The 26,916-nt window shown below is 71.9% G+C and carries 21 protein-coding genes; 7 read left to right on the top strand and 14 right to left on the bottom strand.

Annotated elements, in window-relative coordinates; all coding sequences use genetic code 11:
- Nucleotides 1-122 precede the first annotated feature (122 nt).
- From galK to galT, 3 genes are read right to left on the bottom strand one after another with little or no spacing between them, the layout of a single operon-like run.
- Nucleotides 123-1,259, bottom strand: a complete 1,137-nt coding sequence (gene galK / locus QIT00_RS25305; RefSeq protein WP_282537684.1) for a galactokinase — start codon at nucleotides 1,257-1,259, stop codon at nucleotides 123-125.
- Nucleotides 1,256-2,236 (bottom strand): UDP-glucose 4-epimerase GalE, encoded by a 981-nt coding sequence (gene galE, locus QIT00_RS25300; RefSeq protein WP_282537683.1) that lies wholly within the window; start codon nucleotides 2,234-2,236, stop codon nucleotides 1,256-1,258. Before galE ends, galK begins: the two co-directional genes overlap by 4 nt.
- Nucleotides 2,233-3,288, bottom strand: a complete 1,056-nt coding sequence (gene galT / locus QIT00_RS25295; protein WP_282537682.1) for a galactose-1-phosphate uridylyltransferase — start codon at nucleotides 3,286-3,288, stop codon at nucleotides 2,233-2,235. Before galT ends, galE begins: the two co-directional genes overlap by 4 nt.
- A gap of 222 nt (nucleotides 3,289-3,510) precedes the next feature.
- On the opposite strand from galT, the gene QIT00_RS25290 reads away from it, so the two are divergent.
- A complete protein-coding gene (locus QIT00_RS25290) occupies nucleotides 3,511-5,181 on the top strand; it encodes a sodium:solute symporter family protein (RefSeq protein WP_282537681.1) in 1,671 nt (556 codons plus the stop codon).
- Nucleotides 5,182-5,201: 20 nt separating this feature from the next.
- Nucleotides 5,202-5,492, top strand: a complete 291-nt coding sequence (locus QIT00_RS25285) for a hypothetical protein (protein ID WP_282537680.1) — start codon at nucleotides 5,202-5,204, stop codon at nucleotides 5,490-5,492.
- Here the strand turns inward: QIT00_RS25285 and QIT00_RS25280 are convergent.
- From QIT00_RS25280 to rsmI, 11 genes are all read right to left on the bottom strand, one after another.
- On the bottom strand, nucleotides 5,434-6,150 hold the full coding sequence (locus QIT00_RS25280; RefSeq protein ID WP_282537679.1) for a response regulator transcription factor: 717 nt from the start codon (nucleotides 6,148-6,150) through the stop codon (nucleotides 5,434-5,436). The genes QIT00_RS25285 and QIT00_RS25280 overlap by 59 nt on opposite strands.
- A 224-nt stretch (nucleotides 6,151-6,374) precedes the next feature.
- A complete protein-coding gene (locus QIT00_RS25275; protein WP_282537678.1) occupies nucleotides 6,375-8,186 on the bottom strand; it encodes an outer membrane protein assembly factor BamB family protein in 1,812 nt (603 codons plus the stop codon).
- 129 nt (nucleotides 8,187-8,315) lie between these two features.
- Nucleotides 8,316-10,208: an outer membrane protein assembly factor BamB family protein gene (locus tag QIT00_RS25270; protein WP_282537677.1), complete on the bottom strand. Its 1,893-nt coding sequence runs from the start codon at nucleotides 10,206-10,208 to the stop codon at nucleotides 8,316-8,318.
- A gap of 256 nt (nucleotides 10,209-10,464) precedes the next feature.
- Entirely contained in the window at nucleotides 10,465-12,276 is a 1,812-nt protein-coding gene (locus tag QIT00_RS25265) for an ABC-F family ATP-binding cassette domain-containing protein (RefSeq protein ID WP_282537676.1), read from the bottom strand.
- A 318-nt stretch (nucleotides 12,277-12,594) separates the two neighbouring features.
- Nucleotides 12,595-13,974, bottom strand: coding sequence for an acyltransferase family protein (locus QIT00_RS25260; RefSeq protein ID WP_282537675.1), 1,380 nt, complete (start codon nucleotides 13,972-13,974; stop codon nucleotides 12,595-12,597).
- A gap of 91 nt (nucleotides 13,975-14,065) precedes the next feature.
- The gene (locus tag QIT00_RS25255) at nucleotides 14,066-14,971 is read right to left on the bottom strand and encodes a 4-(cytidine 5'-diphospho)-2-C-methyl-D-erythritol kinase (RefSeq protein WP_282537674.1); all 906 of its coding nucleotides are present in this window, start codon (nucleotides 14,969-14,971) and stop codon (nucleotides 14,066-14,068) included.
- A complete protein-coding gene (rsmA, locus tag QIT00_RS25250; protein ID WP_282537673.1) occupies nucleotides 14,968-15,834 on the bottom strand; it encodes a 16S rRNA (adenine(1518)-N(6)/adenine(1519)-N(6))-dimethyltransferase RsmA in 867 nt (288 codons plus the stop codon). Before rsmA ends, QIT00_RS25255 begins: the two co-directional genes overlap by 4 nt.
- A 68-nt stretch (nucleotides 15,835-15,902) precedes the next feature.
- Nucleotides 15,903-17,138, bottom strand: a complete 1,236-nt coding sequence (locus QIT00_RS25245) for a ubiquitin-like domain-containing protein (RefSeq protein ID WP_408909848.1) — start codon at nucleotides 17,136-17,138, stop codon at nucleotides 15,903-15,905.
- 129 nt (nucleotides 17,139-17,267) lie between these two features.
- On the bottom strand, nucleotides 17,268-18,185 hold the full coding sequence (locus QIT00_RS25240) for a TatD family hydrolase (RefSeq protein ID WP_282537672.1): 918 nt from the start codon (nucleotides 18,183-18,185) through the stop codon (nucleotides 17,268-17,270).
- Nucleotides 18,186-18,230: 45 nt separating this feature from the next.
- On the bottom strand, nucleotides 18,231-18,662 hold the full coding sequence (locus tag QIT00_RS25235) for a hypothetical protein (protein WP_282537671.1): 432 nt from the start codon (nucleotides 18,660-18,662) through the stop codon (nucleotides 18,231-18,233).
- A gap of 167 nt (nucleotides 18,663-18,829) precedes the next feature.
- Entirely contained in the window at nucleotides 18,830-19,708 is an 879-nt protein-coding gene (gene rsmI, locus QIT00_RS25230) for a 16S rRNA (cytidine(1402)-2'-O)-methyltransferase (RefSeq protein WP_282537670.1), read from the bottom strand.
- A 111-nt stretch (nucleotides 19,709-19,819) separates the two neighbouring features.
- Between rsmI and QIT00_RS25225 the strand changes: the two genes are divergently transcribed.
- The 5 genes from QIT00_RS25225 (at nucleotide 19,820) to QIT00_RS25205 (ending at nucleotide 26,809) form a co-directional block, all read left to right on the top strand.
- Entirely contained in the window at nucleotides 19,820-21,568 is a 1,749-nt protein-coding gene (locus QIT00_RS25225) for a dolichyl-phosphate-mannose--protein mannosyltransferase (RefSeq protein ID WP_282537669.1), read from the top strand.
- A 117-nt stretch (nucleotides 21,569-21,685) separates the two neighbouring features.
- Nucleotides 21,686-23,311, top strand: a complete 1,626-nt coding sequence (locus QIT00_RS25220; RefSeq protein WP_282537668.1) for a penicillin-binding transpeptidase domain-containing protein — start codon at nucleotides 21,686-21,688, stop codon at nucleotides 23,309-23,311.
- 373 nt (nucleotides 23,312-23,684) lie between these two features.
- Nucleotides 23,685-25,376, top strand: a complete 1,692-nt coding sequence (locus tag QIT00_RS25215; protein WP_282537694.1) for a penicillin-binding transpeptidase domain-containing protein — start codon at nucleotides 23,685-23,687, stop codon at nucleotides 25,374-25,376.
- A 57-nt stretch (nucleotides 25,377-25,433) separates the two neighbouring features.
- Nucleotides 25,434-25,961, top strand: a complete 528-nt coding sequence (locus tag QIT00_RS25210) for a YbaK/EbsC family protein (RefSeq protein WP_282537667.1) — start codon at nucleotides 25,434-25,436, stop codon at nucleotides 25,959-25,961.
- Nucleotides 25,958-26,809, top strand: coding sequence for a DMT family transporter (locus QIT00_RS25205; protein ID WP_282537666.1), 852 nt, complete (start codon nucleotides 25,958-25,960; stop codon nucleotides 26,807-26,809). Before QIT00_RS25210 ends, QIT00_RS25205 begins: the two co-directional genes overlap by 4 nt.
- Nucleotides 26,810-26,916: the final 107 nt, after the last annotated feature.

Genomic DNA, 26,916 nt, shown 5'->3' with positions numbered 1-26,916 from the left:
CACAATTCAGCCCCTCCGGCGATTGAGGAGCGGGGGTCCGGGGGCTGGCCCCCGAAGCGCCGCAGCCACGCGGCGCCAGCCGCATATCGGCACAGTCGGGAAGGGGCGGGGTGGGGGAAAGATCACGCCAGTCGACGTGCGCCCGGCGACGGGACCGCAGTGAAGACGCGGGGAGCCGCGAGGCCCGCCCCGTCGAACGCCACCTCGACCGCCTTCGTCACGCCGTCCGCCGAGGACACCTCCACCAGCACGATCGCCGAGCCCCCGAACCCGCCCCCCGTCATCCGCGCCCCGAGCGCACCGGACGACAGCGCCGTGTCGACCACCAGGTCCAGCTCCGTGCAGGAGATGCGGAAGTCGTCCCGCAGCGAGGCGTGGCCCTCGGTGAGGACGGGGCCGATCGCGCGGACGTCGCCCGCCGAGAGCAGCTCGATAACCCGCTCCACGCGCCGGTTCTCCGTGACGATGTGCCGGACCAGGCGCCGCACCTCCGCGTCGTCGAGCCGGCCGAGCGCGGCGTCCAGGTCCTCGTACGCGATGTCGCGCAGTGCCGTCACGCCGAGGGACGCCGCCCCCGTCTCGCAGCCCGCGCGGCGCTTGCCGTACTCGCCGTCGCTGTGGGCGTGCTTGACCTGGGTGTCGACGACGAGGAGTTGCAGGCCCAACGCCCCCAGGTCGAAGGGGATCTGGCGCTGCGCGAGGTCGCGGGTGTCGAGGAACAGGGCGTGGCCGTCCGTGCAGCAGGCCGACGCGGTCTGGTCCATGATGCCGGTGGGCGCGCCCACGAAGACGTTCTCGGCACGCTGGCAGAGGCGGGCCAACTGCCACCGCTGGAGGCCGAGTTCGTACAGGTCGTTCAACGCGAGGGCGGTGACCACCTCCAGGGCCGCCGAGGAGGACAGGCCAGCGCCGGTCGGCACCGTCGACTCGATGTGCACGTCGGCGCCGCCCACCGGGTGCCCGGCGTCGCGCAGCGCCCAGGCGACGCCCGCGACGTAGTCCGTCCAGCGGGCGGAAGGGGTGAGTGTGTCGAGGCGCAGCTCGACCGGAGCGCCGTCGATGTCCGCGGAGTGCAGGCGCAGCACGCCGTCGTCGCGGCGGCGGACCGCGGCGGTCGCGGTGTGCGGCAGCGCGAAGGGCATCACGAAGCCGTCGTTGTAGTCGGTGTGTTCGCCGATCAGGTTGACGCGGCCGGGGGCCGTCCAGACGCCGTCCGGGGCGTGTCCGTAGAGCGTCGAGAAGGTCTCGGTGACGGTCACTCGCCCGCCCCCGAAGAGCGCTGCGCGAACGCCCAGGCGTCGGCGACGATGCCCGCGAGGTCCGCGCGGGACGGGTTCCAGCCGAGCTTCTCGCGCGCGGCGCTCGCGGAGGCGACGAGGACGGCCGGGTCGCCGCCGCGGCGCGGGGCCATGACCTCGGGGATCGGGTGGCCGGTGACCTGCCGGACGGTCTCGACGACCTCGCGCACCGAGAAGCCGTTGCCGTTGCCCAGGTTGCAGATCAGGTGCTCGCCGGGGGTCGCGGCGGTCACCGCGAGCAGGTGCGCCTCGGCGAGGTCGGCGACGTGGATGTAGTCGCGTACGCACGTGCCGTCCGGCGTCGGGTAGTCGTCGCCGAAGACGGAGATGGCCTCGCGGCGGCCCTGCGCGACCTGGAGGACGAGCGGGATGAGGTGCGACTCGGGGTCGTGCCGCTCACCGAACTCCCCGTACGCCCCCGCCACGTTGAAGTAGCGCAGCGAGACCGCGGCGAGGCCGTGCGCGGCGCACTCGCCGGTGATCATGTGGTCGACGGCGAGCTTGGAGGCGCCGTACGGGTTGGTGGGCGCGGTCGGCGCGGACTCGCGGATCGGGACCTCGTCCGGCTCGCCGTAGGTGGCGGCCGTGGAGGAGAAGACCAGCTTGCGTACGCCGGCCGTGCGCATCGCGGCGATCAGCGCCATGGTGCCGCCGACGTTGTTCTCCCAGTACTTCTCGGGCTTCACGACGGACTCGCCGACCTGCGAGAACGCGGCGAAGTGCAGGACGCCGTCATAGCTGGAGTCCAGCCACTTGGCGGCATCGCGGATGTCGCCCTCGATGAACTCGGCGCCCGCGGGCACGCCCTCGCGGAAGCCCGTGGAGAGGTTGTCGAGCACGGTCACGGAGTGGCCGGCCTCCAGGAGATGGGCGGCCACGACGCTGCCGACATAACCCGCGCCACCGGTGACCAGATACTTCCCGTACCTACCGCTCATTTACTCGCTACCTCTCGCAGTCGCTCGGCCGCGGTCTCCGGCGGCACGTCGTTGATGAACACGTTCATGCCGGATTCGGAACCCGCGAGGAACTTCAGCTTGCCGGAAGTGCGGCGAATGGTGAAAAGCTCGAGGTGGAGCGCGAACTCGTCGCGGCTCACCCCGTACGCCCCCAGGTCCGTGAACGGCGCCTGGTGCCAGGCGGAGATGTACGGCGTGGGCGGTTCACCGGGGCCGAAGATCCGGTCGAAGCGCCGCAGGAGTTCCAGATAGAGCCGCGGGAACTCGGTGCGCGCGTCCTCGTCCAGGGCGAGCAGGTCGGGCACGCGGCGCTTGGGGTGCAGATGCACCTCGTACGGCCAGTGCGCGGCGTGCGGGACGTACGCGATCCAGTGCTCGCCCTCCAGGACGACGCGCTCGGCGGCGGATTCGCGGGCGAGGACGTCGTCGAAGAGGTTACGGCCGGTCCGCTCGCGGTGGGCGGCGAGGTTGCGGAGCATCAGGGCGGTGCGCGGGGTGACGTCCGGGTAGCCGTAGATCTGGCCGTGCGGGTGGCCGAGGGTCACGCCGATCTCGGCGCCGCGGTTCTCGAAGCAGAAGACCTGGGCGACGGACGGCAGATGCGACAGCTCGGCGGTGCGGTCGGTCCAGGCGTCCAGGACGAGCCCGGCCTGCTCGTCGCCGAGGTCGGCGAAGGACGCGTCGTGGTCGGAGGTGAAGCAGACGACCTCGCAGCGCCCGGAGTCACCGGCGAGGGACGGGAAGCGGTTCTCGAAGACGACGACGTCGTACGAGGAGTCCGGGATCTCGGTGAGCCGGTCGCCCTCGGAGGGGCACAGGGGGCATTCGTCGGCCGGCGGGTGGTAGGTGCGGGCCTGGCGGTGCGAGGCGATGGCGACGAAGTCGCCGAGCAGGGGGTCCTCGCGGATCTCGGAGCTGGTGGCGACGGGGTCGAGGGGGCGGCGGTCGAAGGCCGTGCGGGCCGCGTCGTCGCGCGCGTCGTAGTGGATGAGCTCACGACCGTCGGCGAGCCGGGTCGAGGTCTTCTTCACGTCAGGGACTCCCCCATCACAACCACCAAACAGAAACGAACATAACAAACCACAAGCCAACAGCCCCGTCAACGGAAGATCCTTTGCGGCCTCTCACTGCGGCCCCGCATGCCGCCCTCGATCACAATCAAACAAAGAACACCAACACAAGTGTTCAGTTTCTGAAGCTGGGGGCGTAGGTTCCGGTCTGATCAGTTCGCGCGACGAAGCGAGAGACCCCCCATGCACTACTTGGCCGAAGGGCTACGGCTCCCCACCAACGGGCTGGATTACGCGATCCTGGCGATCTACTTCGCCGTCGTCCTGGGCATCGGTTTCGCCGCCCGGCGCAGCGTGAAGACCAGCCTCGACTTCTTCCTCTCCGGGCGCTCGCTGCCCGCCTGGGTCACGGGCCTGGCCTTCGTGGCCGCCAACCTGGGCGCCACCGAGATCCTGGGCATGGCCGCCACCGGCGCGCAGTACGGCGTGGCCGTCGTGCACTGGTACTGGATCGGCGCCATCCCGGCCATGGTCTTCCTGGGCCTGGTGATGATGCCGTTCTACTACGGCTCCAAGGTCCGAAGCGTGCCCGAGTTCCTGCTCCAGCGGTTCGACAAGTCCGCACACCTGCTGAGTTCGGTGCTGTTCGCTTTCGCCTCGATCCTGATCGCGGGCGTCAACCTGTACGCCCTGTCGATCGTCGTCGAGGCGCTCCTCGGCTGGCCGCAGTGGGTGTCCATCGTCGTCGCGGGCTTCTTCGTGCTCGCGTACATCACGATCGGCGGTCTCTCCTCGGCGATCTACAACGAGGTCCTGCAGTTCTTCGTGATCCTCGCCGCGCTCATCCCGCTCACCATCCTCGGCCTGAAGCGGGTCGGCGGCTGGGACGGCCTGACCGGCTCGCTGACCGAGCGGCACGGCGGCGACTTCATGACGGCCTGGGGCGGTACGGGCATCGGTGACCCCAACCCGCTCGGCGCGAACTGGCTGACCATCGTGCTCGGCCTCGGCTTCGTGCTCTCCTTCGGGTACTGGACGACCAACTTCGCCGAGGTGCAGCGCGCCCTGTCCGCGAAGAACCTGTCCGCCGCCAAGCGCACCCCGCTGATCGCCGCGTTCCCGAAGATCTTCATCGTGTTCATCGTGATGATCCCCGGCCTGGTCGCCGCCGTCCTCGTCCCGAAGATCGGCACCGCGGGCTCCGACCTCACGTACAACGACGCGATCCCGCTGCTCATGCAGGAGTTGCTGCCCAACGGCGTGCTCGGGATAGCCGTGACCGGTCTGCTCGCCGCGTTCATGGCGGGCATGGCCGCGAACGTCTCGTCCTTCAACACCGTGTTCACCGCGGACATCTGGGCGAAGTACGTGGTCAAGGGCCGGGAGGACACGTACTACTTGAAGTTCGGGCGGCTCATCACCGCGATCGGTGTGATGGCCTCCATCGGCACGGCCTTCCTCGCCGCCAGCTTCAGCAACATCATGGGGTACCTGCAGACCCTGTTCTCCTTCTTCAACGTGCCGATGTTCGTGGTCTTCATCATCGGCATGTTCTGGAAGCGGGCCTCCATGAAGTCCGGTGTCTGGGGTCTGGTCGCGGGCACCTCGGCCGCGATGGTCAACTACTTCGTCATCTACAAGCAGGGCGTCATCGACATCCCCTCCGACCAGGGCGCCAACTTCGTCTCCGCGATCGTCGGCTTCGCCGCCGGTGCCGTGGTCATGGTCCTCGTCACCCTGTTCACCGCGCCCAAGCCGGAGGCCGAGCTGGCCGGTCTGGTGTACGGCACCAAGTCGCCCGGCATGGAGGAGCTTCCTCAGGAGGGCGATCAGGTCTGGTACCGCAAGCCCGCCCTGCTCGGCTGGGGCGCGATCGTCCTCGCCGCCGCCTGCTACATCCCGTACTCGTTCTGATCTGATCGGAGGCCCAGAGAATGTCTGAACTGCAGCGCGAAGTCTCCGAGTTGGAGGCCAAGTCCGCCACCGCCGCCCGTCTCTTCGACATCCGGCGCATCATCGGCGGCCTGTTCGTGGTCTACGGCGTGATCGTGACCATCGCCGGGATCACCGCGTCCGACGCCGACCTGAAGAAGGCCCAGGACATCAACATCAACCTGTGGACCGGCCTGGCCATGCTGGCGCTCGGGCTCTTCTTCCTGGTGTGGCTCAAGCTCCGTCCGGCGGTAGCGCCGGTGCCGTCGGAGCCCGGGGAACAGTCGCCGTAACCGCCCGGTCGAGCAGGCCCGTACGCGCCGCGAGCGCCGCCGCCTCCAGGCGGGAGCCGACGTCCAGTTTCATCAGGACCCGCTGGACGTGCGTACGGGCCGTGCTCGGCGCTATGCCCATGCCCGCCGCGATCAGCCGGGTGTCCTCGCCGTCCGCGACCCGCACCAGGACCTCGACCTCGCGGGGCGTGAGCAGCTGCAGCAGCCGGTGGCCCTCGTCGTCGGCCTTGGCCGGCGGGTTGAGCAGGTCCGCGAACGCGCCCCGCAGCAGCGCCGGGGCCACCGCCGCCTCCCCCGCCCGGGCCTTCATGATGGCCCGCTCGACGCCCTCGATGCGCTCGTCGTGCCGTACGTAACCCGAGGCGCCCGCCGCGAACGCGGCCGCTATGCCGCGCGGCGACGGCACCGGGCCGAGGACCAGGACCGCCACCTGCGGCCGGTCCCGCTTGATCCGCGCCACCGGGTCGAACGCGCCCGGCTCCGCCGGTGCCGCCGTGCCGAGGACGCAGACCTCCGGCGCCCGCTGCACCACGAGTTCCGCCGCTCCGGCGGCCGGCGCCGCCGCGGCCAGCACCCGGTGGCCGCGCAGCTTCAGCGCCGAGGCGAGCGCCTCGGCATGCAGACGGTGATCGTCGACCACCATGAGCCGCACCACCATCGCGCTACCCCCAGATCCCCGGCGACCCGTCGAAGGCGGCACCCCCCGGTCCGCCGTTCCCCGGAAGCTACACGCTCGTTCGACGTCGCGCGCCCCCCTGGACCCGGTCTTCAACCTCCGGTCCGCCCCGAGAGCCGGAAATCCCCGCTCCGCGCAAGCGACGGCGGGCCGCCTCCCTCCGGTGGAGAGGGGCGGCCCGCCGTGAAGTGCGCGCGCGGGGGCGCTCAGTCGGTGCCGAACACCACGGCGAGGTGCCGCTTGCTGGTGTCGGACGCGCTGGGCTTCGACATCAGCTTGTCCGAGATGTAGAGGCCGCCGTTGCCGTAGAGCATCTCGGCGCCGTCCGGCAGGGAGTACTGCGTCTCGGCGTCCCGGATGTCCTCCTGCGCCGGGTTCTCCAGGAGCACCGTCTGCTTGCCGGTCTTCGGGTCGATGGTGACGACCTGACCGCCCTTGTCGTACGGCGGGATCTTGTACGCGAGGATGTTCGTGCCGTCCATCCGCAGCGGCAGCATCTGGTACCGCTCGCCCGCGTCCGCCTTCGGGCCGACCGTCTTTCCGGTGGCCAGGTCGAAGGAGATGATCTCGTTGGTCATGCCGTACTCACCGCTGCCCTGGTGCTGGGCCGTCGGGACGTACACCCGGTCGTTGCCGACGACGACGCCCGAGCACTCCTGGACCATGTTCACATCGCAGTCGAGCTGGTACTCGCGCTCGCCGAGCGCGGCCTTGCTGCGCAGCTTGCCCGCCTCGTCCAGGGCGAAGATGTCCGAGACGCCGGACGCGGTGATGTCGGTCGAGTCCACGCCGAACACCACCGGCTTCGTCGACATCACCTTGGCGTTGTCGATGCCGGCGGGCAGCTTGTACGTCCACTTGGGAGTGCCGGACGTCGGGTCGATCAGCTGGACCTCAAGCCGCGGGTTGTCGTACGAGCCGCACTTGCGGACCGCGACGAGCTGCTCGCCGCCGGCGTACCCGGCGTCCTTGCAGGTGTCCGAGGGCTTGGGCGTCCAGCGGGGCTTGCCGGACTTCAGCTCGAAGGCGGCGCCGCCGTCCGTGCCGCCGCCGACCGCGACGGTCTCACCGGAGATCACGACCTCCTGGAAGTCCGCCTTGCCGCCGCCGTCGCTGACGCTCTCCTGCCACAGCTTGTCGCCGGTCTTGGTGTCGAAGACGGCGATCTGGCTGCAGCCGTTGTACTCCTTCTTGCCCTCGGCCTCGAAGACCACGGCGGCCAGGCCGTCCTCGGAGACCTGGCGGGAGCCGGCGCAGGTCGGCCCGGACAGCGGCAGCGTCCAGAGCTCCTTGCCGTCCTTCGGCCCGTACCCGACGATCTTGCTGTCGCCGCTCTTCACGTACGCGTCGTCGGTGAGCCAGGAGCCCTTGACGCTGAGCGTGGTGTCCTCGCCGACCTTCGGCGCGGGCAGCTGGAAGCGGACCTGGGCGGAGGTGTCCGACGGCACCTTCTCGTCGCCGCCGCCCCCGGCCGGGCCGCTGTCGCCGCCCTTGCCGCCGGAACCGCCTTCGCCGGTCTTCGCCTCTTCCTTCGGCTCGTCACCGGAGGACGCGTACCAGAAACCGCCGCCGACGATCAGCGCGACCGCGACGACCGCCGCGACGATGATCGTCAGCTGCGCGTTGAACTTCTTGCCGCCACCGGGGCCGCCGGGGCCACCGGGACCGCCCATGGGCTGCGTCACCGGCTGCGGGTACTGCTGGTAGCCGTACGGCGGCTGCTGGCCGGGGGCCGGGTAGCCGTACCCCTGCTGGCCCGGCTGGCCCTGCGGGGGCGTGCCCGGGGCGGGCGGCGGCGGGGTGCCGGGCGCCTGCGGGTAGCCGTACGCCGGCTGGCCGGGCGGCGGGCCCGGCGGCTGGGCGGGCGGGGGCGTGCCGGGGGCCGGGGGCGGCGGCGTGCCGGGAGCGGGCGGCGGCGGGGCGCCGAAACCACCGCCGGGCGGCGGGCTCTGCGGGGCGCCGAAGCCGTCCTTGCGGGGGTCGTTCGGCGGCTGGGGCGGCTGCGGCGGCTGGGTCATCTGTCGTCTACCTGTCTGCCTGTGCGGTACGGCTACGGCTGCCTGAGCGGTACGGAGGGAGTGCGGGCGGGCGTGCGGCGGGGGCCTGCCGCGCGGATCAGCCGGATCCGGACGGCGGGCCCCCGGGGGTCACTTGCCGAAGGAGAGCATGCGGGTCTCCTCCTCGCCGTCACGGCCCATCAGCCGCGAGGACGTGGCGTAGAACCGGCCGTCCGCATAGGCCATCTGTCCCATGCCGACCAGGGAGTTCTCGACACTCGCCGTGGTCTCCGGGTGCTGGAGGAGCAGCTTCGGCTTGCCTCCGTCCGGGCCGAACCGCACGGTCTGGCCCGGCTTGTCGAAGGTCGGCTCGACGTACGCGACGAGGTTGCCGGAGGCGTCCGCGGACAGCGGGAGGAGCGAGCGCGGGTCCTCGGTCTTGCCGCGCCACTTGGGCTTTCCGCTGTCGAGGTCGAAAGCGATGATCTCGTTGCTGCGGTCGTAGTCGCCGGACTTCTTCGTCTCGGTGGCCATGAAGAAGAGGTCGTCGGTGGCGACCATGCCCTGGCAGCTCTGCAGCTCCTTCTCCAGGATGGACAGGCCGCAGCGCTGCGTGAACGAGTCCTTGCCGCCGTCGAGCTGCGAGCGGACCTTGCCGTTGTCCTTGAACGCGACGATGTTCCAGGACTTGTCGTCCCGGTTCACCAGGGAGACGACGAGCGGCTTGACCGAGTAGACCTTCTGCACCTCGAAGCCCTTGGGCGTCATGAAGCGCCACTTGACCTTGCCGGTCTTCGGGTCGATCGACTTGAGCTGCTCGTTCTTGTCCGGCTGGGCCAGGCAGGAGTCGACGGCGAGCACCGAATCCCCGTCGGCGGCGAAGGAGTTGGGGAAGCAGCCCCGGTCCTTCTTCAGGGTGTACTGCTCCTTGCCGTCCTTCAGGCTGTACGCGCTGCCGGACTGGGAGCGGGCCACCATCACGTTCTCGCCGGCGATCTCCAGGTCGAGCGTGACGGTCGAGTCGAAGAGGCCGCCCGTCTCGGTCTTCTTCTGCCAGCCCTTCTCACCCGTGTTGAGGTCGATCATCTGGAGCTGGTTGCACTTGCTCTTCTCCCGGTTGTCCGTGTCCTTGTAGGCCACGACGACCATGCCGTCCTCGGAGGGGCGGGGCGGGGTGTCGCACACGGCGTGCGGCAGCTTGACGCTCCAGGCCTTGCTGCCGTCGCTCGTCTTGAAGGCGGTGACCTCGTTGTACCCGGCCTGGACGACGGTGTCGCCCACGGTCCAGATGTTCATGAGCTCGGCGCCGTTGCGCGGGGTGTCGAGGTCGTTCTTGGCGACCCAGACCTTCGCCTCGCCGGGCTTGCGGCCGGAGTTGAGGTCGTCCTCGCCGCCGTCGCGGCTGCCCGCGGTCTCCTCGCCGGCGTCGGTCGGCTTGTTGTCGCCGCCGCCCTTGGCGATGGGCTGCTTCTTCTTCGGCTCCTCGTCACCGCTGGCAGCGAACCAGACGCCGCCGCCGATCACGAGGACCGCGGCGAGGGCCGCACCGATGATGGCGGCGGGCTTGCCCTTGAACGGGCTGCCCGAGCCGCCGCCGGGAGGGACGGGGCCGCCGGGCATGCCGGGCGCGGGCGCACCCGGGTACTGCGGCTGCTGCGGGTATCCGTACGCCGCCTGGCCGGGCGCTCCGGGCTGCCCCGGCTGGCCGTACGGACCCGGCTGCGCCTGGGTGTACGGGTTGTCGGCGGCGGGCTGGCCGGGCTGCGGGTAGCCGTATCCGGGCTGTGCGGGCTGGCCGGGCTGCGGGTAGCCGTACCCGGGCTGTGCGGGCGGCGGCGTGCCGGGAGGTGCGGCGGGTGGGGCCGCGGGCGGGGCCGGCGGAGCCGCGGGCGGCGGTGTGGTGGGCGGCGCGGACGGCGGCGCCGGAGGCACCGGGGGTGTCTGCGGCGGCTGACCGGGCCCCTTGGACATCCCCTGCTGAGGGTCCTGCGGTGCCCCGGCACCGCCTGGCGGCTGCGGCGGCTGGCTGGGCGGCTGACTCATCAGCGGTGTACCTCTTCACACGGGTCCCGCAACCCAACCGGCCTCCCCCGCAATTCCGTTGGTCAAATCCCCCCGGAAAGGAGCGAATCGGGCATTGTCCCCGTACCTGTGTGTCTAGTCGAGCGGGACTTCTTTCTACCACTGACCGCTGACATCCAGCCGCGTCGGCCGCCCCCTTGTTCCCAAGGGAGGACCGGCCTGTGATGCCGTCGTTACCGCCTCGCGCGGGCCGTGGGCGGGGCGTTGCGGGAGGGGCTCAGGAGGCGTCCTCCGCCAGTTCCAGCCACCGCATCTCCAACTCCTCGCGCTCCCCGGCGAGTTCACGCAGCTCGGCGTCGAGCTGGGCGACGCGGCCGAAGTCCGTGGCGTTCTCGGCGATCTGCGCGTGGAGCTTTGTCTCCTTTTCGGAGATCTTGTCCAATTGCCGCTCGATCTTCTGGAGTTCCTTCTTCGCGGCACGGGCGTCGGCCGAGGACTTCACCGGAGCCGAGCTCTGCTGAGAGGGCGCGGCCGGAGTCGCCGCGGCCGCCTCCTCCATGCGGTGCCTGCGCTCCAGGTACTCGTCGATGCCGCGCGGCAGCATCCGCAGCGCGCCGTCGCCGAGCAGGGCGAACACCCTGTCCGTGGTGCGCTCGATGAAGAACCGGTCGTGCGAGATGACCACCATCGAGCCCGGCCAGCCGTCGAGCACGTCCTCCAGCTGCGTCAGCGTCTCGATGTCGAGGTCGTTGGTGGGCTCGTCGAGGAACAGCACGTTCGGCTCGTCCATGAGCAGCCGCAGGATCTGCAGCCGCCGCCGCTCACCACCGGACAGGTCCCCCACGGGCGTCCACTGCTTCTCCTTCCCGAAGCCGAACTGCTCGCAGAGCTGGCCCGCGGTCAGCTCCCGGCCCTTGCCGAGGTCGACCCGGTCCTTGACCTGCTGCACGGCCTGCAGCACCCGCCAGTTCGGGTCCAGCTCGGCGACCTCCTGCGAGAGGTACGCCAGCTTCACCGTCTTGCCGACCGCGACCTTGCCCGCCACTGGCTGCTCCTCGCCCTGGCTGCGGGCGGCCGCCGCGAGCGTACGGAGAAGCGAGGTCTTGCCCGCGCCGTTCACACCGACCAGGCCGATGCGGTCACCGGGGCCGAGCTGCCAGGTCAGATGCTTGAGCAGCACCTTCGGGCCCGCCTGTACGGTCACGTCCTCCAGGTCGAAGACCGTCTTGCCGAGCCGGGCGCTGGCGAACTTCATCAGCTCGGAGGTGTCGCGCGGCGGCGGCACATCGGCGATCAGCTCGTTGGCGGCCTCGATGCGGTAGCGCGGCTTGGACGTACGGGCGGGGGCGCCGCGCCGCAGCCAGGCCAGCTCCTTGCGCATCAGGTTCTGCCGCTTGGCCTCCTCGGTGGCCGCGATCCGCTCGCGCTCGGCCCGCGCGAAGACGTAGTCGCTGTAGCCGCCCTCGTACTCGTAGACGTCGCCGCGCTGCACGTCCCACATGCGGGTGCAGACCTGGTCGAGGAACCAGCGGTCGTGGGTGACGCAGACGAGCGCCGAGCGGCGGGTGCGCAGATGCCCGGCGAGCCAGGAGATGCCCTCCACGTCGAGGTGGTTGGTGGGCTCGTCGAGGACGATCAGGTCCTGCTCGGCGATCAGCAGCTGGGCGAGCGCGATACGGCGGCGCTCACCGCCGGAGAGCGGCCCGATGACGGTGTCGAGCCCCTTCTCGAAGCCCGGCAGGTCGAGCCCGCCGAACAGCCCGGTCAGTACGTCCCTGACCTTGGCGTCGCCCGCCCACTCGTGGTCGGCCATGTCGCCGATGACCTCGTGCCGGACGGTGGCCTCGGGGTCGAGCGAGTCGTGCTGCGTGAGGACGCCGAGACGCAGGCCGCCGCTGTGCGTGACGCGACCGGTGTCGGCCTCCTCCAGCTTGGCGAGCATCCGGATGAGGGTGGTCTTGCCGTCGCCGTTGCGGCCGACGACGCCGATGCGGTCCCCTTCGGAGACGCCGAGGGAGACCGCGTCAAGCAGGGCACGGGTGCCGTACACCTTGCTGACTGCCTCGACATTGACCAGATTGACGGCCATTTCACTCCTGGGAAGGGTTTACATCGACGTCCCAGCGTAGTCGCTGCCCGCACCTGCCCTCGAAGCTCACCCCCAGGGGGCTCCGCCCCCGGGCCCCCGCTCCTCAAGCGCCGGAGGGGCTGATTTCGTCGCCGGTCGTTCGTCTGCGGCGCCGTCCTGGCTGGTCGCGCAGTTCCCCGCGCCCCTGAAAAAGCTGCGGCTGCGCCGCGCTTTCCCCGCCGCATCTCCAGGGGCGCGGGGAACTGCGCGACCGGCCACAGCGGCGCCGCAGCCGAAAGACGGCCCGGGGTCCGGGGCGGAGCCCCGGGAGCTGTCCGCTCAGGACTTTCGGGAAGGGGCGGGGAGGGGAAGGAAGCCCCGGGTACCGGACACCAGCGCCCACCCCCCGAGCACCATCCCCACCGCCCCCGGCGCCGACACCTCCACCGCGATCAGCAACGCCGTCCGGCCCTCCAGGAGCCCCCCGAAGCCGACCATCGACAGGCCGAGGACGCCGAGCAGGCAGAGCGTGACGCCGAGGGCCGCCAGCGGCCCGGAGCCCGTGGCCGCCGCGGCAGGGCCCGGCCGCTCGAAGCGGCGGAACGCGGCCACGAGCAGAGCCGTGACCAGCCCCGCCACGACCACCCGCACCGGCACCTGCGCCCACCACCCCCCGCTCGCGGGCTCCGGCAGCGGGACGTCGAGGGCGAGGAGCGCGCCGTACACCGCGAGCATCGCCGTGAGGTGCCACAGGAAGGCGGTCATGGCGATGCCGCTCGCGGCGACCACCCCGCGCCACACCCGCGGCCGCCGCAGCCACGCCCCGACCGGCCGCCGCACCAGCTCGACCGCGCCGACCAGCCACAGCCCGTGGCAGAGCAGCGCGAACGTGGGCGGGGCCATGTTGGAGATCTTCTCGCCGGGCATCCCGACCATCGACAGCGGATACGGCCCGTACGTCACCAGGGCCACCGCACCCACGAGCCCGCACCCGGCCAGCGCGGCGGGCACGCCCCGGACGGCGAGCCGGCCGTCCGCGCGCAGGAAGCCCAGCTGGTGCACGGCGAGCCAGACGAGGGCGAAGTTGAGGAACTCCACGTACGGGACGCCGAGGGCGAAGCGCAGGACGTCGACCGCGCCCGCGGCGCCCAGAAGCACGCCGAACACGCCCCAGCCCCACCGCTCGTGCGCCCTGAGCAGCGGCGGCGTGCAGGCGACCATCGCGAGGTAGACGCCGATGAACCACAGCGGCTGCGCGACCAGGCGCAACGCGATGTCGATCAACCCCCCGCCCGCGCCGAGGAGTTGGACGAGCAGCGCGGCCGTTCCCCAGACCAGGACGAAGACGAGGGTCGGGCGGAGGAGCCGCGACAGCCGCCCCCGCAGGAACGTCGAGTACAGCTGTGCGGGGCCGGTCCTGCCGCGCAGCGAGCGGTACGACCGGGCGTGCGCGAAGCCGCCGACGAAGAAGAACACCGGCATGATCTGCAGGACCCAGGTGAGCAGTTGGAGCTCGGGGACGACGGCCAGCAGGTTGCCCACCTCGACCCGCCCGCCCGGGCCGGTGGCCACGGCGGCCATCAGCCAGTGCCCGAGCACGACGGCACCGAGCGAGGCGACGCGCAGCAGGTCGATGTACCGGTCCCGGGTGTCCGGGGTGGCCGCTGCGAGGCGGGCGACGGTGGCGCGGGCGACGGTGGCGCCGGAGGTGGAGTCCATGCCCGCCACCGTCCCGGCCCGCCCGGGCACGGCGACAGGGCTCGGATACTCAACTGGGCCTGAGTACCTGAGTCGTACGTCGTACGTACGTCTAGACCGCCGGGTCGAGAACCGTCGCACCCGGCGCCGGGGCCGAGGCGACGCGGACCGTGCGGCAGGTGTCCGACTTCAGCAGGGCCTCGGCGACGGCTTCCGCGGACGCGGCGTCCTGGGCGAGGAACGCGGTGGTCGGGCCCGAGCCGGAGACGAGGGCCGCGAGGGCGCCGCCGTCCGTGCCGGCCACGAGCGTCTGCTCCAGGGCGGGGAAGAGGGAGAGCGCGGCGGGCTCCAGGTCGTTGGTCAGGACGGCCGCGAGAGCCTCCGCGTCCCCTGCGCGCAGGGCGTCGATGAGCGCGGGCGACGCCTCGGGGGCCGGGACGTCGTGGCCCTCCCAGAGGCGGTCGAACTCGCGGTACACGGCCGGGGTGGAGAGGCCGCCGTCCGCGAGGGCGAAAACCCAGTGGAACGTGCCGCCCACCTCCAGCGGCGTCAGCACCTCGCCCCGCCCCGTACCCAGCGCCGCCCCGCCGACCAGGCTGAACGGCACGTCACTGCCCAACTCGGCACAGATGCCGAGGAGTTCGTCCCGGGAGGCGTTCGTGCCCCACAGCGCGTCGCACGCCACCAGCGCACCCGCCGCGTCGGCGCTGCCGCCCGCCATACCGCCCGCGACGGGGATGTCCTTCGCGATGTGCAGATGCACGTCGGGGGCCACGCCGTGCCGTTCCGCGAGCGCGAGGGCCGCCCGCGCCGCCAGATTGCCGCGGTCCAGCGGGACTTGATGGGCGTCCGAGCCCGAACACGTCACCCGCAGCTCATCGGCGGGCGTCGCCGTGACCTCGTCGTAAAGCCCGACCGCCAGGAAGACGTTGGCCAGGTCGTGGAAGCCGTCCGCGCGGGCACCGCCCACCGCGAGCTGGACGTTGACCTTGGCGGGTACGCGTACGGTCACACTCACTGGCCTGCTCCCCGGTTCTCGGCGATCTTCGCGAACTGCTCGACGGTGAGGGACTCGCCGCGCGCCTGCGGGGAGACCCCGGCGGCGACGAGCGCGGCCTCGGCTGCGGCGGCCGAACCGGCCCAGCCCGCGAGGGCGGCGCGCAGCGTCTTGCGGCGCTGGGCGAACGCGGCGTCGACGACGGCGAACACCTCCGCGCGGGAAGCCGTCGTCGCGACCGGCTCGGTGCGCCGGACCAGGGAGACCAGACCGCTGTCGACGTTCGGCGCGGGCCAGAAGACGTTGCGGCCGATCGCTCCGGCGCGCTTGACGTCCGCGTACCAGTTGGCCTTCACGGAGGGCACCCCGTACACCTTCGAGCCGGGGGTGGCCGCGAGGCGGTCGGCGACCTCGGACTGCACCATGACGAGCGTGCGGTCGATGGTCGGGAACGTGGCCAGCATGTGCAGCAGGACGGGCACCGCGACGTTGTACGGCAGGTTCGCGACGAGTGCCGTGGGCGCCGGGCCCGGCAGCGCGTCGACGTGCATCGCGTCGGAGTGCACGAGCGCGAAGCGGTCGGCGCGCTCCGGCATGCGGGCCTCGACGGTGGCGGGCAGCGCGGCGGCGAGCACGTCGTCGATCTCGACGGCGGTGACCCGGTCCGCGGTCTCCAGGAGCGCGAGCGTCAGCGAGCCGAGGCCCGGGCCGACCTCCACGACCACGTCGTCGGGGCGCACCTCGGCGGTGCGGACGATGCGCCGGACCGTGTTCGCGTCGATGACGAAGTTCTGGCCGCGCTGCTTGGTGGGGCGTACGCCGAGGGCGGCGGCCAGTTCACGGATGTCGGCCGGGCCGAGGAGGGAGTCGGGGCTGTTGCTCACCGCACAAGCGTAAGGGGCTGCGGAAACGGTCCTTACAACCGCGACTACAACCGCGACTGCAACCGCGACTACAACCGCGACCCGCAGTGCGGCCAGGGGCTCGCCCCGCGCTGCGTGTACAGCTTCTTCGCGCGGTACGTCTGCTCGGCCGCGCTCGCGTCCTGGGGGCGGCCGGTGCCGCCGAGGCTCTGCCAGGTGCCGGTGTCGAACTGGTAGAGCCCGCCGTACGTCCCCGAGGGGTCCACCGCGTCGGGCCGGCCGCCGGACTCGCACCGCGCGAGCGCGTTCCAGTCGAGGCCGTCGGCGCCCTGCACGCTGGTCGGCAGCGGCCGGGTCCCGACCTTCACGTGCTGGGTCCGCGGTGCGCGCACCAGCTGCGAGTCGATCCGCCGCGGCCGCTGCCGCACGCCGTTCACGGTGCGCAGCTCGTACGTGACGCGGCGGGCGCCCTGCCGTCCGGCGCGCTCGACGACCTCGGTGCCGCGGTAGAGCATGGCGTCGTCGGTGCGCCGCACGTCGAAGGCGATGGGCTCCTCGCGCACCTCCCGGCTGCCGGTGACGCGCAGGACGGTGAGGGTCTGGCCGTCGCGCGGGAAGGACTCGGGCGGTACGGACGTGGTGTCCTGCCCGTGCAGCGAGATCCCGGCCTCGGCGACGGCCTCGCGTACGGTCGCGGCGTTGGTGCGGATGGTGCGCTCGCGGCCGTCGGCCATGACGGTCACGGTGCGTTCGGTGCGGACGTCGAGTTCCAGGCCGCCGCGGGCGATCCGCTTCGAGCGGTCGGCGGACAGGTAGGCGCCCTCCGCGCGCACGCCGAGCCGGCGCAGCGCTTCCTCGACGGTGCGGGCCGTCGTCCACACCTGGCGGCGTTCCCCGTCGAGGGTGAGGCGGACGAGCCTTCCGTACCGGACGACGACCTCGTCGCCACTGGCCAGCGGGGTGCCGGGGGCGGGCGCGACGATGTCGTGGGCGCCGACGCGCAGGCCCTCGTCGGCGATGAGTTCGCCGACGTCGTCCGCGAAGGTGTGCAGGGTGCGCGGCTTGCCGTCGACGGAGAGCTGGACGGCCTTGTCCTTGGCGACGAACGCGGTGGTGCCGCCCGCGAGGAAGGCGACGACGAGGGCCTGCGGCAGCAGTCGCCGCAGCGCCTCGGGGCGTTCGGCGCTCCGCTTGCGCCGGGCGGCGCGGCGCGCTGCGGCTCGGCCCAAACTCAGCCCCTCCGGCGATTGAGGAGCGGGGTCCGGGGCGGAGCCCCGAGGCGGTGCGACGGTCGAGCCGCGCCATTCAGCGTTCACGACGAGCACTCCAGTAACGGTCCGAACTCGGGCCAGCAGAACCTAGCCGAGCAGACGGCCGACCGTCACTCTTCACACTCGGACAGTCACGGAGCGTCGCCGCGTTGCCCCACCCTTCCGCACCGCGCCCGTTATCCGTCAGTAATCAAATGCGCGCGCCGTGTTGTCGCGTACGGCCTCCGCCATGGCGTCCTCGTCGACGCCCTTGACCTGGGCCATGGCCCGTAGCGTGACCGGAATGAGATAGGGCGCGTTAGGCCGACCGCGGTAGGGCGCGGGCGTCAGGAAGGGCGCGTCCGTCTCGACCAGGACGAGGTCGAGGGGCGCCGCGTCCAGGGCGTCCCGCAGGGGCCCCGCGTTCTTGAAGGTGACGTTGCCGGCGAAGGACATGTAGTAGCCCCGCTCGGCGCAGATCCGGGCCATCGCGGCGTCGCCGGAGTAGCAGTGGAAGACGGTGCGCTCGGGGGCGCCCTCCTCCTTGAGGACGCGCAGCACGTCGGCGTGCGCCTCGCGGTCGTGGATGACGAGGGCCTTGCCGTGCCGCTTGGCGATCTCGATGTGCGCGCGGAACGACCGCTCCTGCGCCTCCTTGCCCTCGGGCCCGGTGCGGAAGTAGTCGAGTCCGGTCTCGCCGACGCCCTTGACCTGCGGGAGGGCGGCGAGCCGGTCGATCTCGGCGAGCGCCTCGTCGAGCGCGGCGTCCCCGCCGGGCTCGCGCGCGCCCTGCCTCGACCAGCCTCCCCCAGCCCTGGGGGGCTGGGAGGTGCCCCCAGGGTCACCGAGGACGATCCGGGGCGCCTCGTTGGGGTGCAGGGCGACCGTGGCGTGCACGGCCTCGTACGCGGCCGCCGTGTCCGCCGCCCAGCGGGAGCCCTTGAGGTCGCAGCCGACCTGGATCACCGTCGTCACGCCGACGGACGCGGCGTCGGCGAGGCTCTCGGCGACGGTCGCCGACTGCATGTCGAGGTGGGTGTGCGAGTCCGCGACCGGAACCCGCAGGGGTTCCGGCAGCGGCGGCGGCGCGTCTTTGGCGTCCTTGACGTCCTTGGGGCTCATGCCTCCGATCCTACGAAGGCCCGTTCGGTTCCTGCGAAGGCCCGCTCAGTGGTCGTTCTTGTGCTGGTGCCGGAAGGGACGCAGCAGATCGGAGAGGTGCCAGTGATGCTCCGACTTGCGCGCGGCGTCCGCGCCGGGCTCCGGGGCCTCCGGCTCCGGGGCGGACTGACCGGCGTACTCGAACGGCTGCCCATAGGGGATCTTCTGGACCGAGGACACCTGCCCCGCCCGCATGATCCGTACGACATGGCCACCGCAGTTCATGCAGGTGGGCCGGGTCAGCGGGGACGGCACCCGCCGGCCGTCGACCACGTACATCACGAACTCGTTGCCCGCGCCGTCGACGAAGTGCTCGATGTCGAACGACTGCTCCCAGCCGTGACCGCAGCGCATACAGGCGAAGGAGTACGACTCTTGAACGGTGGCTACGGCCTCGCGCGGCATACCCGTGGCGATGCGGCCGGTGGTCTCACTCATGCCAGCTCCTCTTGTCCTTTGGACAAGCACGTACCGGGACGGTCGGCGTCCCTGACACCAGTGGACGCCCGCACCCGGGGGGAGCGCATCAGGCCTGTCGAAGTATTGGAGCGTTCTTGGCCTTCTCTATGCGGAAAAGGCCTGGTGCGCGGCCTACGCTTTGCCTTTCACGATAGTCCTTTGCCGTCCGATGGCGCGCTGCGAGCCGCATTCTTCGCCGCGACCACGGCATCGAACACCTCACGCTTGGGCAGGCCCGCGTCGGCGGCCACCGCGGCGATCGCCTCCTTGCGCCGCTCCCCCGCCTCCTCGCGCACCCGCACCCGCCGCACCAGCTCGTCCGCGTCGAGCTCCTCGGTGGTCTCGGGGGCACCCTCGACGACGACGGTGATCTCGCCGCGTACTCCCTCGGCGGCCCAGGCGGCGAGCTCGCCGAGCGGTCCGCGCTTCACTTCCTCGTACGTCTTGGTCAGCTCGCGGCAGACGGCCGCGCGGCGCTGCCCGCCGAAGGCCTCGGCCATCGCGGCGAGGGTGTCGTCGAGGCGGTGCGGGGCCTCGAAGTAGACGAGGGTGCGGCGCTCGTCGGCGACCTCGGCGAGGCGGCTGCGGCGCTCGCCCGCCTTGCGCGGCAGGAACCCCTCGAAGCAGAACCGGTCCACGGGGAGCCCGGACAGCGCGAGCGCGGTCAGCACGGCGGAAGGACCCGGCACGGCGGTCACCCGGATGTCCCGCTCGACGGCGGCGGCGACGAGCCGGTACCCGGGGTCGGACACGGACGGCATCCCGGCGTCGGTCACGAGCAGCACCCGCGCCCCCTCGGCGAGCGCCTCGACCAGCTCCGGCGTACGGGCGGCCTCGTTCCCCTCGAAGTACGACACGATCCGCCCGCCGGGCTGCACCCCGAGCGCCTGCGTGAGGCGGCGAAGGCGCCGGGTGTCCTCGGCGGCGACGATGTCCGCCGTCTCCAGCTCGGCGGCGAGCCGCGGCGGGGCGTCGGAGGTGTCGCCGATGGGGGTGCCTGCGAGTACGAGCGTTCCTGCTGTCACGGGCCCATCCTCGCAGGGATACGGGAGCCCTCTCGCGGCGGATGCGGCCGTGGCCCGCCCGGGAGGCCGGTACCCCCGTGCTCACCCGGCCGCGTTCCCTACGATGGCGCGGTGACCAGTGCAGCGTCCACGACGGACTCCACCGACGCGCAAGCGGGACCGGCCGCCGAAGCCGCCGATCAGGACCGGCCGCCGGCCTGGCAGGCGCGGCTGCGGCGATTCGGGTACACGGCGCGGCCCAGCGGCGACGTCCGGGCCCGGCTGGTCCCGCCGTACCCCGACCCCGGGCTCCGCGTCTGGGCCGCGCTCGGGGTGGGCGCTGACCGGATCGCGCCCCTGAACCGGCTGCTCGCCTGGGCCGGTCCGCTGCTCGTCGCCCTGGTGGCGGGGGCCCTGCGGTTCTGGCACCTGGGCCGGCCGAACAAGGTGATATTCGACGAGACGTACTACGCCAAGGACGCCTGGGCGCTGCTGCACCGCGGCTTCGAGGTGAACTGGCCCAAGGACTACAACGACGAGGTCATCCGGCTCGGCTCGGACGTGCCGCTCGGCACCGACGCCGCGTACGTGGTGCATCCGCCGGTCGGCAAGTGGGTCATCGGGCTCGGCGAGTGGATGCACGGCTTCACGCCGTTCGGCTGGCGGTTCATGACGGCCGTGCTCGGCACGCTGTCGGTGCTGCTGATCTGCCGGATCGGCCGGCGCCTGTTCCGCTCGACGTTCCTCGGCTGCCTGGCGGGCGCGCTGCTCGCCGTGGACGGCCTGCACTTCGTGATGAGCCGGACCGCGCTGCTCGACCTGGTCCTGATGTTCTTCGTGGTGGCGGCGTTCGGCTGCCTGGTCGTGGACCGGGACCGGTCGCGGGCCCGGCTGCTCGCCCGACTACCGGTGGACGAGGACGGGTTGGTCCGCCCTGACGCGGACATCGCCGAGACCGCCCGCCTCGGCTGGCGCCCCTGGCGGATCGCGGCCGGGGTCTGCCTGGGCCTCGCCTTCGCCACGAAGTGGAACGGCCTCTACATCCTGGCCGCGTTCGCCCTGATGTCGGTCCTGTGGGACGTCGGCGCCCGCCGCGTCGCCGGGGCCGGACGGCCGTATCTCGCGGTCCTGAAGCGGGACGTGCTCCCGGCGTTCGTGTCGACGGTGCCGGTGGCGATCGGCACGTACGTGGTGTCGTGGACGGGCTGGATCGTCAGCGACAACGGCTACTTCCGGAACTGGGCCGCCACCGACGGCAAGGGCGGCAGCTGGACGTTCCTGCCGGACTGGCTGCGCTCGCTGTGGCACTACGAGTACGAGGTCTACCAGTTCCACATCGGACTGACCTCCGGCCACACCTACGACTCCAACCCGTGGAGCTGGCTGGTCCTCGGCAGGCCCGTCTCGTACTACTACGAGTCCCCCTCGCCCGGTGTGGACGGCTGCCCGGCGGACGTGGCCGAGAAGTGCGCGGCGGAGGTCCTCGCGCTCGGCACCCCGCTGCTGTGGTGGGCGGGCTGCTTCGCCGTGGCGTACGTCCTGTGGCGCTGGCTGTTCCGCAGGGACTGGCGGGCGGGCGCGATCCTGTGCGGCATCGCGGCCGGGTACCTGCCCTGGTTCGCGTACCAGGAGCGGACGATCTTCTACTTCTACGCCGTGGTCTTCGTGCCGTTCCTGTGTCTGGCCGTGGCGATGATGATCGGCGCGATCCTCGGCCCGCCCGGCTCGACGGAACGCCGCCGCATCGTGGGCGCGGTCGGCTCGGGCGTCCTGGTCCTGCTGATCGTGTGGAACTTCATCTACTTCTGGCCGATTTACACCGGAACTCCGATTCCGATGGATTCATGGCGGGCGCGGATGTGGTTCGACACCTGGGTGTAGCCGTCCCGTTGACGCCCCGTTGATCCCATTCGCATAACGGCGCCCCGTCCGCCCGCATGGGCGACGTACGCTCCCCTCATTCTTGAACGCGTTCAAAGAACCCTGGGGAGGGGCACGATGCGTGGAGGGGCCAAACTCGCGCTGGTCGGCGGAGTGTTCGCCGCGATGGTGGGGAGCGCCGGGTACGGGGCGTACGTACTGGTCGGCGATTTCGGGGATGCCGGCGGCGGGGCGGGGGACGGGAAGGCGGCCGTGAGGAGCGGGCCGCCGGACAAGGCGGAGGTGCGCGAGACGGCCGAGGCGTTCCTGTCGGCGTGGGCGAAGGGGGACGCCGAACAGGCCGCCTCGCACACGGACTTCGCGCAGGAGGCGTCCCGCACGCTCGACGCGCTCGCCTCGGACGCCGGGTTCGAGCGGGTGCGGGTGAAGGCGGGCACGCCGAAGGGCCGGACCGTGCCGTTCTCCGTGACGGCCACGGTCACGCACGGGAAGTACAGCGAGAAGCTGCGCTACGACTCGGAGTTGAGGATCGTGCGCGGCGAACGCTCGGGCCGGGCCCTTGTCGACTGGAAGCCGTCCGTGGTCCACCCGGAGCTGCGCGAGGGCGACACCCTGCGGGTCGGCGAGGCGCCGGAGCCGCCGATCAAGGCCGTGGACCGGGACGGGACGGAGCTGAAGCGGGCCGATTACCCCTCGCTCGGGCCGATCCTGGACACGCTGCGCGAGCGGTACGGCGACGAGGCGGGCGGCACCCCGGGCGTGGAGCTGTGGGTCGAGCGGGCGGGCGGGTCCACGGCCGACGACACGCTCCTCACCCTCGCCGAGGGCCGCCCCGGCGAGCTGCGCACGACGCTCAGCGCGAAGGTGCAGGCGGCTGCGGAGAAGGCGGTCGCGCCGCACGCCGATGCGTCGGTGGTCGCCCTCCGGCCGAGCAGCGGGGAGATCCTGGCGGTCGCCAACCACCGCGCGGACGGCTTCAACGCGGCCTTCCTCGGCAAGCTGGCGCCGGGCTCCACGATGAAGATCATCTCCGCCGCGATGCTCATCGACAAGGGCCTGACCAGCGAGAACGGCAAGGCGCCCTGCCCGGACACGGCGGTCTGGCAGTCCCAGCGGTTCCCCAACCTGCGGGGCCTCGCGCCGAACGAGGACGGCACGCTCTCCGACGGCTTCGCCCGCTCCTGCAACACCGCGTTCGTGAAGTTCGCCGACGACGTGCAGGTGGACGACCTCACCACCGAGGCCCGCCGCCACTTCGGCATCGGCGCCGACTGGAAGACCGGGGTCGTCACGTTCGACGGCAGCGTGCCCGCGTCCGGCGGCCCGGACACCGCCGCCGCGATGCTCGGCCAGGGCCAGGTGCAGCTGAACCCGCTGAACCTGGCGTCGATCGCCGCGACCGTCAAGGCGGGCGCCTTCCGGCAGCCGGTGATCGTGCCGCGCTCCCTCGACGACCGGACGCTCGCCACGGCCACCCCGCTGAACGGATCCACCGCCGAGCAGCTGCGCCGGATGATGCGCCGCACCGCCCTCAGCGGCACCGGGGCCCGCGCGATGGCGGGGCTCGGCGGGGACATCGGCGCCAAGACCGGCTCGGCGGAGGTCGACGGGCAGGAGCGGTCCGACAGCGCGTTCACCGCGTACCGCGGGGACATGGCGGCCGCCGCGATGGTGCAGAAGGGCGGGCACGGCGGGGACGTCGCGGGGCCGATCGTCGCCGAGGTGCTGCGGGCGGGCGGCTGACGGGCCGCGGGCCGTTCCGGTACGGGGCGGCGGCAGGCGGTTGACGGAGGCAGCGGCAGGCGGCTGACCAGGAGGGGTGCGGGCCGGGCCACCCGGCCGGTGAGAGTTGTCACTTACGGCCTATAGGGTGCCCATCCGGCAGGTCCGGTCGGAAGGCGCGGGCATCCGCGAAGCAACAACCGGCAAGCGCGGGCATCCGCGAAGCAACACCGGCAAGCGCGGGCATCCGCGAAGCAACAACCGGCAAGCGCGGGCATCCGCGAAGCAACACCGGCAAGCGCGGGCATCCGCGGAACGAGCAGCTGTGGGCAGGAGAGAGCGCATGGAACCCGAGGGCGGGCACGGCACCGGAGCGGTGGGCTCCAGGAGCGGGATGCGCAAGGAGGCCAAGATCGCCCTGATCGGGGCCGCCGTCGTCGCGGTCGCGGCCGGTGCGGGCTTCACCGCGTACGCCCTGGCCGGCGGCGGAAGCGAGAACGGCGGCAGCCAGGGCAGCGACAGGACCGCCGCCGGTGAGCCGAAGAAGGAGGAGCTGGGCCCGCCGAGCGCCGCCGAAGTCCGGTCCACCAGCGCGGAGTTCCTCACCGCGTGGGCCAAGGGCGACGCCGCCGCGGCGGCCGCGCGGACGGACGACGCCAAGGCCGCCCGCGCCGCCCTGGCCTCGTACCGCAAGGACGCCCACCTCACCGAGGTGAAGCTGGAGCCGGGCAAGGCGTCGGGCCGGAAGGTGCCGTTCTCGGTGTCGGCCGTTGCCTCGTACGAGGGAACCAGCAAGCCCTTCGCCTACGAGTCCGAACTGACCGTCGTGCGCGACGAGAAGAGCGGCGAGCCCGTCGTGCGCTGGCAGCCGTCCGTGGTCCACCCGGAGCTGCGCGAGGGCGACTCGCTGCGTGCCGACGAGGCCGGGAAGCCACCGATCAAGGCCGTGGACCGGGACGGTACGGAGCTGACCGCGCAGAAGTACCCCTCGCTCGGCACGGTCCTGGACTCGCTGCGCGAGAAGTACGGGGACAAGGCGGGCGGCGAGCCGGGCGTCGAACTCCGCATCGTGCGCAAGGACTCCGAGGCGGCGGAGAAGGGTGCGGGCACCTCGGACTCCGACGAGAAGGCGCTGCCCGACAAGACGCTGCTCACGCTCACCAAGGGCACCCCGGGCACCGTCGAGACCACGATCAGCGCGAAGGCGCAGGCCAACGCCGAGGCGGAGGTGGCCAAGCGGCAGCGCGCCTCCGTCGTGGTGCTCAAGCCGTCCACGGGCGAGGTGCTCGCGGCCGCCAACTCCAACACGTCGGGGATGAACGTCGCGCTGCAGGGCTCGCTCGCGCCCGGCTCCACGTTCAAGATCGTGTCCGCGTCGATGCTCCTGGAGAAGGGCCTCGCGGGCATCGACAAGCCGCACCCGTGCCCCAAGTACGAGACGTACGGCGGCTGGAGGTTCCAGAACGTCGAGAAGTTCGAGATCAAGAACGGCACGTTCCGCTCCAGCTTCGCCGCGTCCTGCAACACCGCCTTCATCTCGCAGGCCAAGAAGCTCAAGGACAACGACCTGACCAAGCAGGCCCAGGAGGTCTTCGGGCTCGGCAAGGGCGACTGGACCAGCGGCGTCTCGACGTTCGACGGCGCGGTGCCGGTGCAGTCCGACGCGCAGATGGCCGCCTCGCTGATCGGCCAGGGCGGGGTGCGGATGAACCCGCTGAACGTGGCGTCGTTCATCGCGACGGCCAAGACGGGCACGTTCCGCCAGCCGTACCTCGTCTCCCCCGACGTGGACGACCGCACGCTCGCGACGGCCCCGCGCAAGCTGAAGCCCTCGGCCCAGGCCCAGCTGAAGGAACTCCTCACGTACACCGCCACATCCGGCTCGGCCGCCGAGGCGATGTCCGGGCTCGGCCCCGACATCGGCGGCAAGACCGGCTCGGCCGAGGTCGACGGGCAGAAGAAGCCCAACGGCTGGTTCACCGCCTGGCGCGGCGACCTCGCGTCGGCGGCGGTCATCCAGGAGGGCGGCCGCGGCGGTTCCTCGGCGGGACCGCTGGTGGCGGCGGTGCTGCGGGGCGGGGCGTGAGTCTTACGGACTGAATCGTGGTCGCATGCTGCCTACACGTACGGCTAGCGTGCGGCCATGACCAGCTCATCCGGCACCACCGCCCACCCCCGTTTCGCCGAGGCCCTGCGTGAACTCGGCCTGGAATCCGTGCTGTCCGGGGTGCGTTCCTTCCCGGACGCCACCCGCACCGCGGCGCAGGCCGCCGAGGCCGTCGGCTGCGCGCTCGGCGAGATCGTCAAGTCGCTGATCTTCGCGGCGGACGGCGTGCCGGTTCTGGTCCTGATGGACGGCGCCTCGCGCGTCGACATGGAGCTCGTACGGCGTGAGCTGGGCGCCGAGAAGGTCACGCGGCCGAACGCGGATGTCGTACGCGAGACAACCGGGTACGCGATCGGCGGGGTGCCGCCCTTCGGGCACCGCACCCGCACCCGGGTCCTCGCCGACCGCGGCCTGCTCGACCACGCCCTGGTGTGGGCGGCCGCGGGCACCCCGCACACGGTGTTCCCGATGGACCCGAAGGACCTGGTCGCGCACGCGGGCGGCACGCTGGTGGACGTCCGCGAGGCCCGCGAGGTCCGCGAGGCCCGCGAGTCCGGCCGATGACGCCGCTCGTCGCGGGGGCCGTCGTGCTGGCCGCGGTCACGCACGCCAGCTGGAACGCGATGGCCCACCGCATCAAGGACCAGCTGGTCGCGTTCACCCTGATATCCGGCGGCGGCGCCCTGATCGGCGCCGTCCTCGCCTGCTTCGCCCCGTTCCCGGCCGCCGGTGCCTGGCCGGCCCTGATCGCCTCCGCGGTCCTGCACGTGGCCTACCAGGCGCTGCTGATGCGGTCGTTCACCCTCGGCGACTTCGGCCAGATGTATCCGATCGCGCGCGGTACGGCGCCGCTCGTCGTGACCGTCGCCGCGGCCGTCTTCGTCGGTGAGCGCATCGACGGCTGGCAGCTGACCGGCGTGGTCGTCGCCTCCGCGGGCCTCGTCGGCCTCGCCCTGTGGGGCATCCGCGGCTCGGGCCGCCGCCCGCACTGGCCCGCGCTGCTCGCCGCGCTCGCGACGGGGCTGTCCATCGCCGCGTACACGGTGGTGGACGGCGTGGGCGTACGCGCCTCCGGCACCCCGCTCGGCTACATCGCCTGGCTGATGATCCTGGAAGGCCTCTCGATCCCGGCGTACGCCCTCTACCGGCACCGCTCCCGACTCCCCGGGCTGCTGCGCCCGCACGCGGTCCACGGCCTGCTCGGCGCGGGCCTCTCGGTCGCGGCGTACGGACTCGTCCTGTGGGCCCAGACCCGCGCGGCACTCGCGCCGATCGCGGCGCTGCGGGAGTCGTCGATCATCGTGGGCGCGGCGATCGGCGCGATCTTCTTCAAGGAGAAGTTCGGCACACCGAGGATCGCGGCGGCGGGGTTGATGGTGGTGGGGATCGGGTTGATGCTGCACGTGGGGTAGGCGGTTTTTCTCCCCTCCCCGCCCCTGCCCGAAAGTCCTGCGGACAGCCCTGGGGGCAAGCCCCCAGACCCCCGATCGCGCTGAGGCGCTCGTCCTCAAACGCCGGA

Source organism: Streptomyces luteolus (assembly GCF_029968015.1).
GTDB classification, from domain to species: Bacteria; Actinomycetota; Actinomycetes; order Streptomycetales; family Streptomycetaceae; genus Streptomyces; species Streptomyces luteolus.
This window is presented reverse-complemented; position numbering and strand designations above follow the sequence as displayed.

Bases quoted from the DNA above. Each gene is read 5' to 3' on its own strand.
- QIT00_RS25260 (WP_282537675.1), bottom strand. From the start codon at position 13,974: ATGGACTCCACCTCCGGCGCCACCGTCGCCCGCGCCACCGTCGCCCGC.
- QIT00_RS25290 (WP_282537681.1), top strand. From the start codon at position 3,511: ATGCACTACTTGGCCGAAGGGCTACGGCTCCCCACCAACGGGCTGGAT.
- QIT00_RS25275 (WP_282537678.1), bottom strand. From the start codon at position 8,186: ATGACCCAGCCGCCGCAGCCGCCCCAGCCGCCGAACGACCCCCGCAAG.
- QIT00_RS25210 (WP_282537667.1), top strand. From the start codon at position 25,434: ATGACCAGCTCATCCGGCACCACCGCCCACCCCCGTTTCGCCGAGGCC.
- QIT00_RS25270 (WP_282537677.1), bottom strand. From the start codon at position 10,208: ATGAGTCAGCCGCCCAGCCAGCCGCCGCAGCCGCCAGGCGGTGCCGGG.
- QIT00_RS25215 (WP_282537694.1), top strand. From the start codon at position 23,685: ATGCGCAAGGAGGCCAAGATCGCCCTGATCGGGGCCGCCGTCGTCGCG.
- QIT00_RS25265 (WP_282537676.1), bottom strand. From the start codon at position 12,276: ATGGCCGTCAATCTGGTCAATGTCGAGGCAGTCAGCAAGGTGTACGGC.
- QIT00_RS25280 (WP_282537679.1), bottom strand. From the start codon at position 6,150: ATGGTGGTGCGGCTCATGGTGGTCGACGATCACCGTCTGCATGCCGAG.
- galE (WP_282537683.1), bottom strand. From the start codon at position 2,236: ATGAGCGGTAGGTACGGGAAGTATCTGGTCACCGGTGGCGCGGGTTAT.
- QIT00_RS25220 (WP_282537668.1), top strand. From the start codon at position 21,686: ATGCGTGGAGGGGCCAAACTCGCGCTGGTCGGCGGAGTGTTCGCCGCG.
- QIT00_RS25205 (WP_282537666.1), top strand. From the start codon at position 25,958: ATGACGCCGCTCGTCGCGGGGGCCGTCGTGCTGGCCGCGGTCACGCAC.
- QIT00_RS25285 (WP_282537680.1), top strand. From the start codon at position 5,202: ATGTCTGAACTGCAGCGCGAAGTCTCCGAGTTGGAGGCCAAGTCCGCC.
- QIT00_RS25235 (WP_282537671.1), bottom strand. From the start codon at position 18,662: ATGAGTGAGACCACCGGCCGCATCGCCACGGGTATGCCGCGCGAGGCC.
- QIT00_RS25240 (WP_282537672.1), bottom strand. From the start codon at position 18,185: ATGAGCCCCAAGGACGTCAAGGACGCCAAAGACGCGCCGCCGCCGCTG.